This is a genomic window from Vibrio sp. S457-15 (assembly GCF_000960545.1).
In the GTDB taxonomy this organism is placed as follows: domain Bacteria; phylum Pseudomonadota; class Gammaproteobacteria; order Enterobacterales; family Vibrionaceae; genus Vibrio; species Vibrio parahaemolyticus.
In genome coordinates this window covers 321195-340542 of the sequence record NZ_JYOQ01000045.1, presented here as the reverse complement: position 1 = coordinate 340542, position 19348 = coordinate 321195, and the positions used below count along the sequence as shown (strand labels likewise).

General features: G+C 44.9%; 18 protein-coding genes. 9 read left to right on the top strand and 9 right to left on the bottom strand.

Annotated features, from left to right (window positions below):
- Positions 1 to 166: 166 nt before the first annotated feature.
- Positions 167 to 601, bottom strand: a complete 435-nt coding sequence (locus UF05_RS07510; protein WP_005499071.1) for a GNAT family N-acetyltransferase — start codon at positions 599 to 601, stop codon at positions 167 to 169.
- Between the two features lie 366 nt (positions 602 to 967).
- Here UF05_RS07510 and UF05_RS07505 point away from each other — a divergent pair, with 366 nt between their 5' ends.
- The 5 genes from UF05_RS07505 to UF05_RS07485 all read left to right on the top strand — a co-directional run bounded on the left by UF05_RS07505 (position 968) and on the right by UF05_RS07485 (position 7660).
- A complete protein-coding gene (locus tag UF05_RS07505; RefSeq protein WP_025536564.1) occupies positions 968 to 2224 on the top strand; it encodes an aromatic amino acid transport family protein in 1257 nt (418 codons plus the stop codon).
- 624 nt (positions 2225 to 2848) lie between these two features.
- Entirely contained in the window at positions 2849 to 4762 is a 1914-nt protein-coding gene (locus UF05_RS07500) for a tetratricopeptide repeat-containing diguanylate cyclase (RefSeq protein ID WP_045546058.1), read from the top strand.
- Between the two features lie 28 nt (positions 4763 to 4790).
- Positions 4791 to 5132, top strand: coding sequence for a hypothetical protein (locus UF05_RS07495; RefSeq protein ID WP_005463744.1), 342 nt, complete (start codon positions 4791 to 4793; stop codon positions 5130 to 5132).
- A 281-nt stretch (positions 5133 to 5413) separates the two neighbouring features.
- Positions 5414 to 7192, top strand: coding sequence for a S8 family peptidase (locus UF05_RS07490; RefSeq protein WP_029856069.1), 1779 nt, complete (start codon positions 5414 to 5416; stop codon positions 7190 to 7192).
- Positions 7193 to 7204: 12 nt separating this feature from the next.
- Complete coding sequence (locus UF05_RS07485) at positions 7205 to 7660, top strand: hypothetical protein (RefSeq protein WP_005463738.1); 456 nt, start codon at positions 7205 to 7207, stop codon at positions 7658 to 7660.
- A 116-nt stretch (positions 7661 to 7776) separates the two neighbouring features.
- Here UF05_RS07485 and UF05_RS07480 read toward each other — a convergent pair whose 3' ends face one another.
- From UF05_RS07480 to UF05_RS07465, 4 genes are all read right to left on the bottom strand, one after another.
- On the bottom strand, positions 7777 to 9066 hold the full coding sequence (locus UF05_RS07480; RefSeq protein ID WP_045546059.1) for an alkaline phosphatase: 1290 nt from the start codon (positions 9064 to 9066) through the stop codon (positions 7777 to 7779).
- 131 nt (positions 9067 to 9197) lie between these two features.
- The gene (locus tag UF05_RS07475; RefSeq protein ID WP_045546060.1) at positions 9198 to 10127 is read right to left on the bottom strand and encodes an SRPBCC family protein; all 930 of its coding nucleotides are present in this window, start codon (positions 10125 to 10127) and stop codon (positions 9198 to 9200) included.
- Between the two features lie 140 nt (positions 10128 to 10267).
- Positions 10268 to 11509, bottom strand: coding sequence for a sensor histidine kinase (locus UF05_RS07470; protein WP_045546061.1), 1242 nt, complete (start codon positions 11507 to 11509; stop codon positions 10268 to 10270).
- Positions 11481 to 12149, bottom strand: a complete 669-nt coding sequence (locus UF05_RS07465) for a response regulator transcription factor (RefSeq protein WP_005463721.1) — start codon at positions 12147 to 12149, stop codon at positions 11481 to 11483. The genes UF05_RS07470 and UF05_RS07465 overlap by 29 nt, the downstream gene beginning before the upstream one ends.
- 90 nt (positions 12150 to 12239) lie before the next feature.
- On the opposite strand from UF05_RS07465, the gene UF05_RS07460 reads away from it, so the two are divergent.
- Together UF05_RS07460 and UF05_RS07455 are read left to right on the top strand one after the other, a co-directional pair.
- Positions 12240 to 13433, top strand: coding sequence for a DUF5666 domain-containing protein (locus UF05_RS07460; RefSeq protein WP_045546062.1), 1194 nt, complete (start codon positions 12240 to 12242; stop codon positions 13431 to 13433).
- Between the two features lie 158 nt (positions 13434 to 13591).
- Entirely contained in the window at positions 13592 to 13888 is a 297-nt protein-coding gene (locus tag UF05_RS07455; RefSeq protein WP_020842237.1) for a hypothetical protein, read from the top strand.
- A 96-nt stretch (positions 13889 to 13984) separates the two neighbouring features.
- Here the strand turns inward: UF05_RS07455 and UF05_RS07450 are convergent, their stop codons facing one another.
- Complete coding sequence (locus UF05_RS07450) at positions 13985 to 15028, bottom strand: hypothetical protein (RefSeq protein ID WP_045546063.1); 1044 nt, start codon at positions 15026 to 15028, stop codon at positions 13985 to 13987.
- A 379-nt stretch (positions 15029 to 15407) separates the two neighbouring features.
- Here UF05_RS07450 and UF05_RS07445 point away from each other — a divergent pair, with 379 nt between their 5' ends.
- Both UF05_RS07445 and UF05_RS07440 read left to right on the top strand, forming a co-directional pair.
- Entirely contained in the window at positions 15408 to 15869 is a 462-nt protein-coding gene (locus tag UF05_RS07445) for a hypothetical protein (RefSeq protein ID WP_029802990.1), read from the top strand.
- A gap of 90 nt (positions 15870 to 15959) precedes the next feature.
- Positions 15960 to 16433: a copper chaperone PCu(A)C gene (locus UF05_RS07440; RefSeq protein WP_029802989.1), complete on the top strand. Its 474-nt coding sequence runs from the start codon at positions 15960 to 15962 to the stop codon at positions 16431 to 16433.
- 106 nt (positions 16434 to 16539) lie between these two features.
- Here UF05_RS07440 and yegD read toward each other — a convergent pair whose 3' ends face one another.
- The 3 genes from yegD to UF05_RS07425 form a co-directional block, all read right to left on the bottom strand.
- Positions 16540 to 17892: a molecular chaperone gene (gene yegD, locus UF05_RS07435; RefSeq protein ID WP_045546064.1), complete on the bottom strand. Its 1353-nt coding sequence runs from the start codon at positions 17890 to 17892 to the stop codon at positions 16540 to 16542.
- An 85-nt stretch (positions 17893 to 17977) separates the two neighbouring features.
- Complete coding sequence (locus tag UF05_RS07430; RefSeq protein WP_005483333.1) at positions 17978 to 18604, bottom strand: hypothetical protein; 627 nt, start codon at positions 18602 to 18604, stop codon at positions 17978 to 17980.
- Between the two features lie 330 nt (positions 18605 to 18934).
- The gene (locus UF05_RS07425) at positions 18935 to 19255 is read right to left on the bottom strand and encodes a DOPA 4,5-dioxygenase family protein (protein WP_005455725.1); all 321 of its coding nucleotides are present in this window, start codon (positions 19253 to 19255) and stop codon (positions 18935 to 18937) included.
- Positions 19256 to 19348 lie beyond the last annotated feature (93 nt).

The window sequence follows — 19348 nt, the reverse complement described above, 5'->3', positions numbered from 1 at the left end:
CTGCTCTGGAGAGCGGTCATCGAGTTAACGATGAACATTCTACAAATAGCAAACAAAGTGCCAATAATGAAAATGCTTTAATTACAAGGCATTATGAAAAATGATGAACGGGGTATTTTTAAATCCGCACATTTTAAGTGCAGATTAGACTCATTTCTGTGCAGGCCTACTTTACGAATTCCATTACCAAGCGGGATTCTTCATCACCGAAGTAATTCGCTTCTTCTTCTAGTACGGTAAAACCCATAGATTGATAGAGAGACAATGCAGGTTGGTTGAGAGGATCAACCGTCAGTTTAACACTAGAACCTTCGGCCAGAGGTGCCATCACCCGTTCAACTAACGATCTCGCAATTCCTCGACCGCGAAATTCCGAATTTACGGCTAACGACATTATCCAATAGTGCTTCGCGACATTGCTGGTGGTTAAAAGCACATAACCAGCAACTGCTTCTCCTTCCTTTGCAACTAACAAGCTTTCACCCCAACAATCGTACGCTTGTCGTATAAAAAACTGAGGATACGAATGTTCTCCAAACAACTTGTTTTCTAAAGCATAAACGGCGGCTAAATCTTCTTTACGCGCAGACAAAATGTCCATCTCAACTCTACTCCTAAACTCCTTTGTTTGCGGCAATATAGAGGAATCCTTCGTTAAACCCAACTTTTGCTGTCAACTCAAACAGTTGGAGCGGAACACTTTCCTTGCCCTCATCCATAGCAAATACCACCATGGATACATTTTAACCACAAAATCTAAAACCAAAAAATATTGAAAATTTGGTAAATAACTTCAACTTATACATTAAAATTCAGAATATAAATCTAGTTTTTAAAAATATTCATAGTTTGATAATTTACAAAGTTGTCTTTTTATCAGCACGATTCACCACATAGTTGATGTGATAACAATCACTAAAACAGATACCATCCGCCACATTATTATTTTTATAAAGGCGAGTCTTAAGTGAAAGAATCTCGAAATACGTTAAATTCTAGTGAATTAAACACAACAACCTCTTGGTCAAAACATGACACACATTGGGTACTTAGCCTATTCGGGACCGCCGTTGGTGCCGGTATTTTGTTTCTGCCAATCAACTTGGGCATTGGTGGATTTTGGCCACTAGTCGCAATGGCGTTTTTGGCATTTCCAATGACTTACCTCGCCCATCGCGGTTTAGCGCGCTTTGTATTGTCTTCTAAGATCAAAAATGCCGACTTTACCGATGTGGTTGAAGAACACTTTGGCGCAAAAGCGGGACGTTCAATCTCTCTGCTTTATTTTCTATCGATTTTTCCAATCCTGTTAATTTACGGCGTGGGCATCACCAATACTGTAGACAGCTTTATGGTGAACCAAGCGGGAATGGAAGCCTTACCACGCGAGCTACTTTCGGGCGTATTAGTGTTCGCTTTGATTGCCATTATGATGGCGGGCGAAAAAGTGATGCTGCGCGCGTTTGCCATTATGGTGTATCCGCTTGTTGCGATTCTCGCTTTCCTCTCATTCTACTTAATGCCAAACTGGACAATGCCCGTGCTTGATACACCGGACATGGGTGCGTTTGCGAGCACAATGTGGTTAGCCGTTCCTGTTGTGATTTTCTCGTTTAGCCATGCAGCAGCGATCTCTAGCTTTGCCAATGTTCAGCGCCGACACTACGGTGATGATGCCGATGCAAAAGCCGAACTGATTTTACGTCGCACGAGCATCATGCTTATCGCATTCGTACTATTGTTTGTTTTCTCGTGCGTATTAGCACTTTCGCCAGAGCAACTTGCACAGGCAAAAGCGCAAAACGTATCCGTACTCTCTTACCTTGCAAACGCAACGGATAACCCATTCATCGCAACACTTGGTCCTTTGGTGGCGTTTGTCGCGATCACTTCTTCTTTCCTTGGTCATTTCTTAGGCGCACGTGAAAGCTTGAACGGCTTAATCACAAAGCACTCAAATTTGTCTGAAACACGTGTTGATCGTATTAGCGTAGTGGTTCTTTTCTTGTCAATTTGGGCTGCAGCAATCATGAACCCAAGTATTTTAGGCATGATGGAAGCGTTATCTGGGCCAGTTATCGCAATGATCTTGTTCATTATGCCGATGTTGGCGGTACATAAGATTGAGTCGATGAAGCAGTATCGTGGAAAGCTCTCTACCTATTTTGTTCTGATCACAGGTATTGTTGCGGTAAGTGCTTTGGTTTTTAGCTTACTCAGCTAAGAAGGGGTTACTTTGAGTGATTTTCAGGGGAATACCGTTTACAACTGAAGGTAATTCCCTGAATTTTGCTTTTGTTTTCTAAAACGTAATCTAGCTTACGTCACTCCACTAAATAAGAGCGAAAACACCCGCCAACATTACTACTGAGGCGATACAAGTGCGAGCAATGATGCCGAAGTGCGACGGTTGAATCATTTCGTTATGCATAAATAATCTCCTGTTTGTTATGAACAGCCAATTTACTTTGGCTTAATAACACTATGTCGAATATCCATTTTTTTAACAACCCATACAAACATTAAATATTTATGACACCAAAATCATCTTTTGGAGATCGGGATTACTTTTGGGAGCAGTATCACACATAATTCACATGGAAATATCTTCATCGATTATCGCTATTTCTCAGTCAAAACCTCCGGTTCCCTTATATTGCGATTAAAATTATTTCCCAACTTATAAAAAGCACTTTTCTTTATAAATCAAAAAATTAAAACAAATCAAACAATTATATTCGTCTTAAGTTCCCTTATTCTTGGGGAATCCATAAGCACTTAATAGATAAGAAGTGATAGACTTAGCAAGTACTGCTACTTAACGAGATCACAATTTATTAATAAGCTCATGCACTTTCCGATTAAAACGCTGTCTTGCGCTCTATTAGCGGTGATTGGACTTTTCTTCCAGACTGGTTATGTCTTCGCCAATACAGATAAACATATCTATCTCGAAGAACACATTTCGCCCGAAAGCCAACCCATGTTGAGTACCTACTTCCGTTCTATGGGTAAACCTCGCTCAATCAAAGAAAATGTGCTCACGGTTCCGCAAGATGCTTCGCCCGAAACGCTCGCCCTCTACTATTTTGCTCGTATTTATTTAGAACGCTATGAAGGTGTTCCCCTACCTGACGACATGCCAGATTTGGTCGAGTTTGGTCGAAAACACAATATGCCTTGGGTTGTTGCAGAAGCAAAATTGAACAAAGCGATTCGAATGATTGAGTTGGATGACGATTGGCACGCAGAGCTTTTGCTCCACGATGTAATTGGGGAGTCTCGTGATATTGGCTATCTGGCGCTGCAAGGCCGCGCTTATCGCTGGATGGGAAATTTAGAAATTGCGCGTAACCAAATCCACAACGGATTGAAACATTATCGTACCGCCTACGAGTTACTCGAAAATACAGTGTTTGAGATTCAAGTTGCGATGACGCTTAACAACATCGGTACTGTCTATTTAGACTCCTCCGATTGGAATCGCGCAAGCAACTATCTAAAACAAGCACTCGATGTATATGAGAGCAGTGAATATGAGTACGACAACAGTTTCTTTATTGGCGTAATCTATGCCAACTTAAGCATTGTTCATCTTGGCTTAGGAGACAGTGAGAAAGCCGAATACTACTTCCATGAGGCGATTCGGCTCTCAATGCAAACAGGGTCGGATGTCATTAAACATCATTCATTGTCCAACTTTTCTCAAATGCTAAGCAGCATCGGTAAAACAGACGATGCCCTACTGCTCGCACAACGCTGTGTTGAGTTACCTAACCCAGACGGCATCGAAATCATTAAGATGCCATGCTATGAAGCATTTGCCGAAGCGTATCTGGCCGACAAGCAATACGACAAAGCGATTCGAACCGCTCTCCTCGTCCTAGAACAAACCAAATCAACCAATGAGCTTGAGCTAAAACAGCGTATCGATATGTTGTCGGTTTTGGTTAACGCCAACCAAGTGCTGCAAAATTATGAAGCCGCCTTCCGCTATTTGTCTCAGTTGAGAGCACTTGAAGAAGAATTTTCTGAGCACATTCACGGCGAAGAAATGATCAACATTAAGTTTGACCTTGAAGCGAAATTGGCTCAAAAAGAGTTGAATTTGCTTGAGACGAAAAACGCACTTCAAGCCTCTGAGTTGCGCTCGCAACGTTACCGCGAAATGTTCTACTTTATCGCTATTGCAGCCATTGGTGTGGTGGGTTTCCGTTATGTTTTGCGAGTCAAAAAGATCAATAAAGCACTGACGCAAGAAAGTACTACAGATCTTTTGACTGGCCTTCACAATCGCCGCTATTTAGAAGTGTGGTTAGAGAAGATGGCCCGCCGCACTCCAGATAGAACCTTCGCGCTTGCGGTTCTTGATGTCGACCATTTCAAAGCTTTTAACGACACTTATGGTCACGACATCGGCGACCAAATGTTGATGCACATTGCCTCTATCTTCAACGAATCTACTCGTTCAGGTGACCTGCTGATTCGTTGGGGCGGTGAAGAATTTGTGTTGTTGGTGGAGGTGAACGATCCAAATGATTGTGCGAAATCGCTAGAGCGTTTGAGACATGTCATTGAAAATACGCCATTAATAATTGACTCTAAGCCAATAAACGCCACAATTTCGCTTGGTGCGGTCGACCGGTTATCAGCCCAAACCATCAAACAAGAGTGGGACCAATGGTTCTTCTTGGCCGACCAAGCGTTATATGACGCAAAACAAGCGGGCAGAAACCAATTTAAGATTCACTCGACGTCTTAATGGCGTCCACGAGTAAATAGATACTTCCATGAAGAAAAAATTAATATTCGCCTTACTTTCTCCTGTTGTTTTATCCGCTTGTAGTAATCAACAAGCGTCGCAAATGGGCATGCGTAGCAGCAGTGTGAACATGTACGCTCAACAAATGAGCAATACTCAACTGTGTGAGACGCTGTATTACAATCGCTCAACGAACCAAACCAAAGTCGCGATTGGTGCAGAATTCAACCGCCGTGGACTCAATAAAAAATGGTGCGATAACGAATTGAATAAGTGGTATTTGGAGAAGTTTGTCGATAGCGTGCTACCAAAGAAAAAGCCAGCACCGCGCAAACCGATGGCAACCATTCAGCCGGCCTCCACCAAATAGTAACTGTAGTAGCTATCACCTCTCTCTAGCTAACAGATGAGATAGAAAGCAGAAAGTCCTTACCAACTTTCTGCTTTTTTACATCTAACAATGATCAAGATCAGCCAAAACCTTCCTTTACTTCAGTGAGTTAACATCAATTTACGCAGTCCGTCGAAAAAACAACGTAAACAATTTGTAAACAGTTTGCGTCCTCATTCTTTGCCGCTAGTTTTATTCATTCCTGTTTAAAGGAGTATCGAACAGGGACAAAAATTCCAAACAAAGACATGAGGTCACAAATGGAAACACGCTTTAATCGCCTATTTGCCGCTATGTTGGCTGTGGGCCTTGCACCTGCCGTCTCGGCGTTTGATCCGCTCTATTCAGAACAATGGCATCTCGACAACACTGGCCAAACTGCATTCGCAGCAAACCCTGCTGTTGCGGGTAATGACTTAAACACCAAGCTTACGCAAGCCATGGGCATTGCCGGTATTGGCGTTAAAGTTGCGGTCATTGATTCTGGTGTGCAGATCGATCACCCAGACCTTGCAGGTAACGTAGTCACAGGTAGCAGAAACTTCGTTGAAGACTCTTTATTCCCATCCAGTTATCCCGTCGACACTAACGGCCACGGTACTGCCGTTGCTGGTTTGATTAGTGCGGTAGGTAACAATGGTGAAGGTGGACGCGGCGTTGCTTCTCGCTCTTCGCTTGTTGGTTTTAACTGGCTTGCAAACCAAACATTAGAAGGTTGGTTAATTTCTCACGGTATGGACCCAGCGACGCGAGATGTACGCGTATTTAACCAAAGCTATGGCTTTAGTCCGATCAACCCAATCGCGTTTGATGAGAATGACCCACAGTTCAAGCTTGAAATGGATGTCATGCAGAATGTCAGCGAAACGAACGCTTGGGGCCGCGGTGCACTGTTTGTCAAGTCTGCGGGAAATGGTTACCGCTATTTCAACACTGGACGATTCTTCGTTCTTCCTAGCGATTTCTTCGCGGGAGGCGGAAACCAAGGTTTACCGATGCACAACTCGGCGCAATCTTACGACAACTCTAGTTACTTCAACCTTGTCACCAGCGCGCTACGCGCAGATGGCACCCGAGCAAGTTACTCTTCTGTTGGCGCTAACGTGTGGGTTGCCGCGCCAGCAGGGGAATACGGGCAAGACTTCCCTGCGATGGTCACAACTGACCTGATGGGATGTGAAGAAGGACAAAATACCAGTGACGGCCTTGGTATTAATGGTCTACACGGTGGTACAGAGCTTGACCCGAACTGTAATTACACCAGCACCATGAACGGCACATCATCGGCTGCGCCGAACACTTCTGGTGCAATCGCCGCTATCATGTCAACCAACCACGCTCTATCTGCCCGTGATGTTCGTGCGTTGCTGGCAGAAACCGCACGCGTTACCGATGCCGAGCATCCGGGTGTTCAACTTGAATTTACCAATGATAAAGGCGAGTTGGTGAGCTACGAAGCGATCTCACCTTGGCAGAAAAACGCGGCTGGCGTGAACTTCCATACCTTCTATGGTTTTGGTGCCGTTGATTTGGATGAAGCGATGAAACGCGCTCGCATGACAAATAATGTTCTGCCAGCGCAAATCATCACACCGTGGGCAAACAATGCAACAGAAGTCAGTGTGCCAGATGCAAGCCTTGCTGGTGGTTCGTCAAACATCGCAATTACTGACGACATTACCGTTGAGTCTGTACAGGTGCAGCTGACGCTAGAGCACTCGCGTCTACCTGATTTGGCAATCGAGCTTGTTTCCCCATCAGGCACTCGCTCCGTATTGCAAACACCACGTAACGGCCTTGTTGGTCAGTCTCTTGATCCAAACATTACGGGTTACGAAAACCAACTGATGTTGTCTAACCAATTCTACGGCGAGAATGCTAAGGGAGAATGGACACTGAGAGCTATCGATACAAACGGTGATGAAGTCTTCTCATTTATCGCTTACTTCAACTCATCCGCTATCTATGATGTACCGATGGCGAACAACGCAAAACCAGGAGTTATCAAAAACTGGTCTATGCGTATCTTTGGCCACTAAGGAGTCAATCACATGAAATATCAGACATTTTCTATTTTGGCTCTTTCACTAATAGCCAACGCAGCCTATGCCGAAACGCAGTTGTCGCAACAACCGAATCCCGAGTTGTTTGTTCCTTCTGATGCCGTTGAGGTGAATGGTGAAGCGTATCGTAAAGTGCAAACGAACACAGTGAGCAATCTCTCTGAAGCAGTTAAACTGCAAGCCGGTGACGAGGTGTTTAAGAACGCGTTTGGCAATGTGTCTAAAGCGACGGGACTTATCTACATCACCGTAAACAACGCCGCTGATGCCAAAGCAGTAGCAAAAGAGTTAAAGCTAGACGTTGTGTTTGCAGATGGTGAATCTGCGGTGCTAAAAGCTTCTGAAGGACAAGACTTGCTTAGCATCAGCGATTACTTGAATGCTGACAGTCGCGTCAAAGCGTCTAAAATTGAACTAAACAGCGGTAAATATCGTGCACAATAATTCTCTAGCAAGAGAAGTTGGCTTCTAAAACAATGCCTCAGCAATTGCTGAGGCATTTTCTTTGTTCTTTCGTTTACAGAGCAACTTCTAACTTATCTTCGGCTAAAAAATGTCTCTTATTGAAGATAACCAATCAACTTGTTTGCGATATCGGTATTGTTCTGAGAACCAACGAATGCTTGTGCTCCCTTACCATAAGCAAACACCTGAACATCCACCGCGGTGTGCCCTTTTGTCGTCCAACCTGTGAGGCTTTGATCGTTGATGATTGACTTTACGGCTTGATAAAGCGCTTTCGCGGGCTCTTCACTCTTCTTCGCGTCAATGAGGAGCGCAAATTGCACATCTGATAGCGCCCAATCTACTAATTCTGACCACACTTGTTTGATATCTGAACCCTTTGCAAGTGACGTCGCTAATGGCCACGCCGTTTGATGCACGCCTTTGATCACATCCGTTTTCCAGTCGTATTCTCCATTTGCGCCGATAGTTAAACCTCCCGTGGAGTGATCGGCGGTGACAACGAGCAAAGTGTCAGGATGAGCATCAACATACGCCTTGGCTAAAGCAATCGACTTAGCAAAATCATCCATTTCTGCCATCGCGCATGCTATATCGTTAGCATGACCGCACCAGTCGATTTGGCTTCCTTCGATCATAACGAAAAAGCCATGCTTAGAGCGCGATAATAAAGACAGCGCCTTGTTCGTCATCTTCTCGAGTCGGTTTGGATTCTCATCCAAAGCAAACGGAAATGCTTTGTCGGCAAACAACCCAATCGCAGGCAATGTTTGCAACGAAGGCAAGGTATCAAAATCCGTTAGGTAGTGGTAACCCTGCATTTTAAATTCTTCAATCAGGTTTCTGTCTTCACGCTCAAAGTATCGAACACCTCCACCAAGTAACAGATCGACGGGCAGCTTTCCATTTACTTTGTTATCCAAGTAGTCGTCTGCTATCTGATCATAATTACGACGAGATTCGTTGTGCGCGGCAAAGCTTGCGGGCGTCGCGTGGTTAATTTGCGAAGTCGCCACCAAAGCGGTTGTCATGCCCTGCTCTTTCGCTACTTCCAACATCGTTTTAACTGGCTTTTTATGGGTATCGACAGCGACGGCGCCATTGTAACTCTTTATACCACTGCTTAAGGCCGTCGCGCCTGCTGCACTGTCAGTGACATAAGTATCATCATCGGGATAGGTGTGAGCCATGCCAACCAGTATCGAGTCAAAGACTGTAGGCTCAATCTGTTTAGTTTCTGGGTTATCTTGATAATAACGGTAGGCGGTTGTGTAGGCAGGGCCCATTCCATCACCGATCATATAAATAATATTTTTCGGTGCTTCATTGGCGTGAACAAACCCGGCCAGTAAACTGGCCGCAAGTAAAGAGTATCTGATTGTCATATTTCATCCATGAAAAAGTGACTGCGAATATAAGCCGTCACTTTAATTACTGTTTTGCTTACAAGTATTCATCAATACTATCATTCAGTTAGGATGAAACCGCGTGTTACATCATGGTTTTGCAACCCAAATCATTTCTTAAATAGGATCACTTCTGTACGTAGGCCAGCTTTAGGTGTCTCATTCGGGTTATTCAAGTAGCGCTCAATCCCCAAAGGCTTGCTCTTCACTTTTATGCCGTTTTGGCGTGTCAAATTCACCCCTAACGACCACGCATTGCCCAAAAACTGGTAGTCACCTTTGTGCTCAATCACAAAAGTTTCACACGCTGGAATCGTGCCAAACACAAAACCATTTGGTACCTCTACCATTTCACTCACGGGCAAGCAGGTTACAAATTCAAAATGACCGAGCTTCATGTCCATTGAAAGGTAATAGCAGAACAGTTCACCGCTGACGGGCAGACTTTCTTTCTGCATCAGTTCGTACAGACTTTGAGTTTGCTTTTTCATGATTGGACCAAGCTCAGGAATTGTGCCTGAACCTTGCAAACCAACGTAATGAATCAAATCTTGATGACGAGTGCCGATTTCGCTCAACTGCGACAATATTTGCCCAGTTTCTAACTGGCTTTTTAGCATCTTGAGTCCACGGTCGTAATCCATTTCAACCATGGATTTGAACATCGTTTTCAGAAAAAACAGATACCAAGGAACACGAGACTGCATTTGCCATTCTACGGTACAACCATCTTGTGACGGCGTCACGATGAGCGTCACCTTTCCGTGGTTTTTGATGGGGCGAAAAAAATGCAGCTCCATGTCTAAACGATGTTCTTGTGTGCTTTCCAGAACAACCGCCCCCGTTCCAATTCGTTGCCCATTCCATTGGTAACCAGCACCAACGTGGCCTTGATTGTCACTGTAAGTCAGCTCGCAGCTTGGCTCCAAAATGATCCAAGGAGACCACTCAGGCCAGTTTTTAAAATCCTTTAGATAATCGATGATCTCACTTTGAGATTTGTTGATTTCAATACTTTTGCTGACCTGATAAGCAAGCATAACCATTCCTTAAGTTTCTGTTTCGCTCTACTTATTCTAAATCAAATCCCAGTTTTTTCTTGTTTCACTGTGAGTTAGAGGTAAAAAGTGAGACAAAAAAGCCAGAACGTTAACTCTGGCTTCATTGGCAAATTTGGACGTTAAGAAACAAACGTCACTTTCGCGCGAAATCGGACGCCATCATCGTTTAATTCAAACGGCCACCCCATCCGTTCACAAATGCGTTGCACAATCACTAAGCCGCAACCATAACCCGCATTATACGTTTCGTTACCATCATGACGATTGGTGATAATCAGCGTGTTTTGCTGTAGATCGATCTCGATGTCTCCAACGCTATAACTGAATGCATTTTTGATTAAATTGTTGATGACTATCGTCACGAAGCTTGCTGGCGCATACACTTCGCCGCTATTTTGTTCGTTAAGCTGATAATGCGCATCTTGCTTTGCAAACAACGGAGCAAGCTCTTCCAATTGCTGGTGTAAACAAACTAAAAGCGTTTGTTCGCCAAAGTGCTGCGGCTCAATTTTCTCTTTGCCTAACAACAAAAACGCCTCGGTCAAAACGCGCATGTCTTCACACGCAGCTTGCATTCGCGCAATCGCTTTTTGTGCCACCCTTGGCTGGTCAGGCACTCGAGATAAAATGTCTGTTGAGCCTGCGATCACCATAATAGGCGTGCGAAGCTCGTGAGAGGCAAAACGACTAAACTCTTGTTCGCGGCGGAAATAGCCCGCGATGTCGTTCTTACTGTCTAACAACGTCTGCTCAATATGGCGCGTTTCACTGAACTTCGTTTCCACTTCAAATGCAGGCTGGTCGGGTGGCATCTGGCTGATTTTTGACTCGATTTTAGCGAGCGGTCGAGACAAAATTTTCACCATATAAATACCGTAACCAAGCATAATCAATGAAAACAACCCGCCCAATAACAGAGTGAACTGGTGCAATGAGCTTTCATATTCATCCAGATAATCGTCCGAGTCATCTTGGAAGACGATGTACATCAAGCCTTCGCCAGAAGGATGATCAAACACTACAAAGTGCTTATCCTCTTCGCCCAACAAGTATTCATAAAAGCCTGGAGATTTGAACGCGAGCAACCAACTTGGCGTCGGTGCTTTACTCCAATAGGAGTTAAATTCCAACTTGTTTGGTAACGGGGCTTTCCAACCCTGCTTTTGAAAATTTTCGGTGTAGAGTGCCGCTTCTGTATCGAGCCAGTGATGGAGGCTCAATACCTCAAGTTTGTTTTCTGCGACATAAATCAGTGACCAAAACAGCGTAAACATGACGAACGTCATTACGCCAAAACCCCAGCGAATCTTGCGATAAATACTTGGGTATTCGTTATGCTTTAAGTCGGTAGCCTTGTCCATGAATAGTCTCTAATCGTGATTCTTCAAAACCTTTATCGAGTGCAGTTCTCAAACCATAAATATGACTGCGTAATGCATCACTACTAGGTGGCTCATCGCCCCAAACACTTTCGATCACTTCCGTTCGTGATACTGACGCAGGCGCGTACTTCAACAACAGCTTTAAGATTTTGGTTTGGATGCGACTTAGCTTGATCTCTTTACCATCGCGCGTGACTTTACCAGTGCGCGCATCTAAACAGATATCAGCGAACGTCAGCGTACCAATGTCTTGGCGTGGGCCACGACTAGCTAAAGCATGAATACGTAAACTGAGCTCTTGCATCGCAAACGGCTTCATTAAGTAGTCATCCCCACCCGCTTTAAATGCCGCTATTTTGTCATCTAATGTGTCTTTTGCGGTTAGAAAAAGAATGGGCGTTCCGCAAAACTGTTCCTGACGCAGCTTTTGTACGGTACTGATGCCATCGAGTTTTGGCATCATGATATCCATAATGATCACGTCGTAATGGTTATCTTCCAACAACGCCAGCGCAGCCTCTCCGTGATACGCGCAATCTATCGTCATACCTTCGAGTTCTAGGTAATCAGCAATGGTCTCGGAAACATTGTGGTTATCATCAACAATTAAAATTTTCATACGACTCACATTTCTTCACGATCTCTTCACGGTATGCCTCATAAGATACCGCCAAATTCCTAAACTAGCTCGTAAATTGAGGTTAATACAATGAAAAAACTGGCTCTTATTTCTGTCGTAGGTTTGGCATTGTCTGGTTGTGGTGGTTCTGGCAGCGACAATAACGACAGCTCATCAACACTCCCAGCAGCAAAACCAAGTGCGGCTATTGGGTCTGTTGAATCTGTAGATGCTAAAGAAAGTACATTAACCGTCAATGGATACACTTACCGCGTTTCAAAGGTAGTTTACGGTAACACTCCATTAGCGTTGACTGTCGTGCAACCAAATATGATGGTAAAAGTGGATAAAAACATCCCAAAAACAGCAGATGCGCATGCCGTTGTGTCACTAGAACCAACCATCACAGGTCGAGTGACTGCCATTGATTACGCAAAGAAAACCTTCACCGTAAATGGTGTAGAACTGCAGTTTGATGGCTTAAGTAACGAGATCGGTTTAGGTGATTGGGTGATGGTGTCTGCACTTCCAACTGCTGATGCTGGCTACAAAGTCTTATCTGTGGTGGAAATTGACGTTGACCACTACCCAAGCATAGGCGACATGTACGAAATTGAAGGCCGAATCGCAAGCATTGATGCAAACCAAAGCACCTTCAAACTGGGCGCAAACATCACCGTGTCTTACCACAGTGTTGACCAACTAAAAGTAGGTCAATGGGTAGAAGCGGAAGGCAAAATGGAGGGGGGTACTTTTGTCGCCTCTGACGTCGAAATAGAAGGCTATGACAACCTAGAAAACGACAGCGATGTGGAAGGCATCGTCACTTGGGTTGCGAACGATTACAGCGAGTTTTCACTAAACTACCGCGGTGCGTTCTTTGTTGATAACGCAACTCGATTCGAAGACGGTAGCAAAATGAGTTTAAAACAAGGCCAAGAAGTCGACGTTTCTTCTGTCTTGAGAAATGGCAAACGCATTGCCACCGTCGTTGAGTTTGAAGCGCCAGATTTTGATGACAACCATCAATGGCAAGGCAAAGAGTTTGAATGCGAAGGTTATGTGTCAAATTATGATGCGAATGCAAGAACATTTGAAATCGAACGTTGTGAGAATGATGCTGATCAACTGCTAAATAACAAATTAGTGGTTATCGATGCGCAAACTCAATTCCAAGGCATTGAAGAACTGAACTTGAATGGTGCTCGTGTCGAAGTCGATGGTGTGATCATCAATAATCAAAACGTCGCTCGCGAAATCGAGCGAGAAGGCTACGACGACTAAACCAGGTCTGCCACCACGTTTAAACAAAGCCCAATAAAAGTGTCACTTCGGTGGCACTTTTTCTTACTTTGCATCCCTAGCTTAAACCAGCAAATTCTCAGCTAAACTCTTTTCCCTCAATTACACTTTACCTATGTTTCACAACATCGGTGACCACCATGAAAAAACGTAACCTCGCTCTGCTTATCTTGCTTTTTGGTTCAACCACCAGCTTAGCTAGCGTGATGGACCCCGACTGCGATGCAGAAAAAGCAGCCAAAGCCGCAGCAACAAAAGCCGTGGTTGGTGTTGGCGGTCGCTGTACGCCTAAAGAAGCATTGAAAGATACCGCAGTTGATGCAGGAAAAGACAAACTGCCGGATGAAGGGATGGCGGGCAAAGCAGTTGATGCAATGACACCAGAAAAAGAGAAGAAAACGGTGAAAGACGTGACCAAAAAGCTCAATAAAGATTAAGGCTTAAGCGATTAAGTTTAAGCATGGAAAATAAATTGCGGAAACAGAAAAAGAGCGTCCTTCGACGCTCTTTAATAGTTTACAGAGTCTGGCCCACTAAGCGGCTTCAGCTTGACCAATCCAATGGTAATGGTGGTTGGCTTTTTTACCTACCAGCCCAAGCTCTGCAAGCTCTTCGAAGACTTTGTCTACCTCTTCCGCAGAAAGTCTAAATTGCTTCGCTACCGCTTTTTTCGTACACGTGATTTGATGAGTTTTAAGGGCATCGCTCACCTGTTCTAGCAGTGTTTTTGGCTCTTCCGGTTCTTCAATTTTTTGCTCAATGGCAGGTTCATCTTCATCCTTAATGTGTGGAAGATAACCCGCTGGCTCTGGGTCAATATCGCGAATTGATGCCACGGTCATGCCTGCGTAGCGACGGTAATAATGACGGAAACGTTGTTCTTCACCAATCAAGCCAACAAAAAACGCCGCAAAGAAATCGAGCAGGATGGATAAGAACACCACCAGCCATAACTGAGCTTGTTGCGGTGTCGTACCGAACGCATTTGCAAGGCTATCGATCAGACCGATGACCGAGCCTTGTGTCACCGGAGGCAAGCTGTCTCGCTCCATCGCCAATCTCTGCTGCTCTTCGCGCAGGGTTTTGTTTTGCTCTTGAATTCGCGTCACCCCCGTTGCGATGCGCTCCATCTCGATGTACTTCTGCGCCGCGATGTTGTTCAGCTCGATCTGTTTATCGATAGACGCAATCTGGCGGTTAAACGCTTCGATTTTTGCTTGCTCGACAGAAATATGGCTTTGTGCGCTGTTAGTCGCGCTGTTAATGCCGCCGATACTGCCGCCAATAGAGATAGCGGCAAGCACAGAGTAAAACACCAAGGCCGTAATTGCCCCACCGTAATTTCTGTGGGCGCGACGCTCGCCGTATTCATACCACGCATAAAATTTGCCAGCTTCAAAGATGATGGCCAAACCACCAAACAGCGCCTGCATCATTGGGTTGTCGTCAATTGATAAAAACAGCAATAGAGAAAAAATCGTCGACGCTAAAATAGCGGCGCCTGTGAATGTATAAACACTCACCATCGCGAATCGACCTTTAGGGTATCGAAATTCGATCTGTTGTTCGTATTTCATTGGAGAAATTTCTTAAGATGACGCCTCTCTTGCCACAGCAAGAAACGCTCAGGAATACACAAAGGAGCGAGAGAATACCGTATCCTTTATTAAATTACTGTCATAATTCCGTTAACGTAAAACAAGTGCAGAATCAGTGTTCAGTTTGATCCTTTATCCCTCAAATTTTGCACACTAACTCGCCAGTCAATTTTCGCTATCGCCCGTCGTTCATGGCCTTGGGTTCACGACTCACCTGGTTTTTCCTTTTGCACATTTTCGCGCGGTGGGTAATGCACACAAATAAAATACACTTGCATCACTTTTTGGAAATCTTGCAGTTACATTTTTAGGGTTATTTGTTAGTATCCTGCGCCGAATCAGCCAGATATCAAATCGTATGGAAACCACTCAAATACAACCTAAGAAACAACGCGTCGCCGCTATTGCGGTTATTTTCGCGGTACTGTTTCAGCTGTATTTGGCCTCCACTGCGGCGCTCAATCCCACGCAAGTGCACAATAAAAGCTGGCTTAACAAAGTTCAGAATGAAAAGGTGTTGCTCTGTACCGCTGAAGGTTTTAAGTGGGTCGACATCAATACACTCATCGCTGCAAACGCTCAACCTTCTTCCGAATTTATTGATGACTTGAAGCTACACGACGGTTTCCAGTTTGAATGTCCACTGCTGCAAGCCGTGCAATTTTTCTTGCTTGTCGCGGTTGGGCTTTATCTTGCCACCATTCAGTGGTTACGCCGCGTTAAACACGCGCTCACGCCTTACCATTTTGCTCAATGCGGCAGATTGGTTTACCAGCATATCGCACCAAAGCAATCCCCTCCTTGTGTTTTTCCTGCCTAATGATTCTTTAAGAACTCAGGCTCACAATCACAACAATTATCCCATTGAGCATTTGCTCGGGAAGTCATTCTATTTAAAAGGAAAATACACATGCTTAAACAAATGAAAATCGCCACTTTGTCACTTATCGCTCTCATTGCTAGCCCTATGAGCCTTGCTCACGATTACGAAGCCGGAAAAATTCACATCGATCATCCTTGGAGTCGTGAAGCGCCACCAAATGCTCCTGTTATTGGCGGATTCTTTCAGCTGACCAACCATGGGGATACAGAAGACGCGTTGATCGCAGCAGAAAGCCCAATCGCTGGTCGCGTGGAGATCCACACTCACACGAACGAAGACGGTGTAATGAAGATGATTAAAATCGATGAAGTGCGTGTAGCGGCACACGAAACCGTAGTATTTAAGCCAGGCAGCTTCCACTTAATGATCTTCAACCCAACGCAAACATTGCAAGAAGACGATCGCTTCCCAATGACGCTGACGTTCAAAAACGCAGGCAAAATCGATGTTGAAATGGCGGTGGAAAAGAAAGGTCATATGGAAAAACACATGCACCACTAAGCTCCTTTCATTTCATGCAAAAGAGCCCGGTCATACTGCCGGGCTCTTTTATTAGAAAAAGGTTCTATTTAGCGCGTGACATCAGTAACTCGCTCAGAACTAAAGATCACTTAAAGCAAACGTCCGCCCAGCGTGCCAAGCCTGCGGTTACCGAACCAAAATAGTTACCGCTGACGACAGGAATATTTGGCAACACGGTTTGTACCGCGTCACGTAAAATCGGCGAACGAGCGGAACCACCAGTCATAAAGATCGCATCCGGTTTTATGCCTGCTTGCTCAACAGCTTCTGTTACCAGCGCCGTCATCTTGTTCTTTGGTGATTCAATCGCTTCAATCATCTCATCGCGCTGAACGTCCACTTCAATCAGCTCCGACAATAAGTTGATGCCAGTACGGTAAGCCGTTTGCTCAGAGAGTGCCACCTTCGCTTCTTCTGCACGGCGGACAATGTTGTAGCCTAATGATTCGTGATAAACCTCAAGCAAGCGCGCTAGTTTTTCTGGCTCTTGCGCCTGTTTATGCAACAGTTTTAACGCCGCTAAGTTCTCACGTGAGTAAAAGTCGTTTTGCGCTTCAACGTTATTGATAGCAATCGGATTCCAAAACTGAGTCGTCGGCATCACAATGCCCGATTCCATCTTGCTTTCCATCCCAAACGGGAACATCAACTGTTTGAAAGCCAACGCGATATCCAGATCGTTACCGCCGACACGCTGACCACTGTGAGCCAACAAACTTGCCGTTCTGTCTGCTTTTCCTCGCCAAGATGGCCCCATCTGAATCAAAGAACAGTCGGTTGTACCACCACCGATATCCACCACCAAAATCAGTTTGTCTTCGCTAAGCGTCGCCTCGTATTCTAATCCAGCGGCGACGGGCTCAAACTGAAATTCGATATTTTGAAAACCGGCACGTTTGGCAGCGCGAAGCAAAATATTCTCCGCTTGAATGTTCGCCGTTTCTCCACCACGACCATGAAAGTTGATTGGTCGACCAATCACCGCATCCGTAATGCTTTGCTGAGCATGGTTTTCTGCCTGAGCTTTGATGTTGTCCATCATGGCGCAAACCAGATCTTCAAAGAAGCTCAGCTGAACATCACGCAAGCCAGATGCACCAAGAAACGACTTTGGCGACTTCACGTAATAGATATCGCGTGGATCTTCTAAATAGCGGTTCAACGCTGCCTGACCAAACGCGATGTCTTCTGGCTCCAGCTCGATGCTCTCTTCTCGGTTCAAGTTGATTGCGCGGCGCAGTACCTGCTCTCCAACTTGATCAAACGGTTTGATGTCACGGTGACGAAACAGATGCTCAGACACAGACTCACGAGTCGGAGCTGCAAGGGTGGAAGGAATGAACCGGCTATCCCCTTCAAGATTTAGCAAAACAGGCTCGCCTGATTCCATTTTTGCCACTGAACAGTTTGCAGTGCCATAGTCAAAGCCAATATACATGAGTCCTCCCACTGACGAAAAAAAGGTCGGCAATGCTAACTCAATGGCACATGAATTACTACTCAAACGGTAGAGCGATTCTCGCTTATTCGCTTTCGGACGTTTCTTTTTTCATGGCAGGTAACACGACGGCTAACAATAACGCTAATAAAAGAAAAGCAGGCGTGAGTTTCAACCCTTGCCAAATTGAGTACGTGTCGTGAAACAGCCAAAAAATTCCTATCGTTAACAAGTAAGCAAAATAGCTGCTGAACACTAAACTCATGGCGACAAAACGTGTGCGATTGATGATGAGGATTCGCACTAAATATTGGCTGAGTAAACTCGCGCAATGCATCGCCAGTTGCCAGTTGATGATAAAAAAAGCCAGAGAAACAAACCCAGCTACCAGCATGGCGTCGTGCGTACTAACAATAAAGTAGCTGCCGAAACGGCTCATCATAACAGGATAATTACCTTCGTAGACGATGGACCAAGAGATCGCATTCGCCACTGCAATATAATTGGCAAAATAGGCAATAGCATAGAAAGTCGTGCGGGAACTAAAAGGTTGAAATACGTCCGCACAATAGCCGCGCCATTCTTCTTGATTAGCGGTGGGGCCAACCCAATTGCGTTTGTGATCTGGGAGTCGCTCGGCAAATGCAGGGCCATTTCGAAACAACAGCCAGAAAATATACAGCGCCAATGCAATCAACAGTATCGTCAACATACTCCCCCCTTAGAAATGTCTGTGCCACTGCCGTTGCTATTGAGGTCGTAAACTGCACTTCCCTAATTGTCATCGCTAACGTTACAAATCGTTTAACGCGTATTTAAGCCTTTCTAAGCGATTAGAATTGCGATGATTTTCTATCTTATATGTTTACTCAGCGAGTAATGTTAGTTTTAAAAACGAGCACGCTAACGGTTTTAAACGTGCGAAGGCACACCTTTAGGTCTAGCACACTACGGGACGGATTGCAGGGAAGGAAATAGGAAGAGAGGGAACGCGCCCAAATGATATCGACGTCTTACGTCTATACCATTTGGGCAAAAATCGTTAATTTTCTAGCTTTTCTTCGAAAACACCTAGTTCGCGACCTAACCAAATCGCGCTCTCTGTGTGATCACGCAGTTCTCGTTCGCTGACCGGGTGAATAAGCACAGAAAAATCCCCACGAATGGTATCTAACCAAGCCAAAAACTCTTCACTGATCGACTCAAGGTGCATTTCAAACATCGGCATCTTGTGCGGACCGACTAATCTGTCGACCAATGGATACACGCGCAACACATCTTGACGCTCTTGGCGGATGATCTCATTCAGAGCTTGTGCTTTTTCCAATTGTTGCAAAGGAAAGTAAACGTGAACGTGGTACATAACTTCTCCAATCTGAATTCTAAGTGTTGCACTCCCCCGTCATTCAAAGCCTGTGTAGTCATCTAAACACTGAGCCACACTAGGTTCGAATTA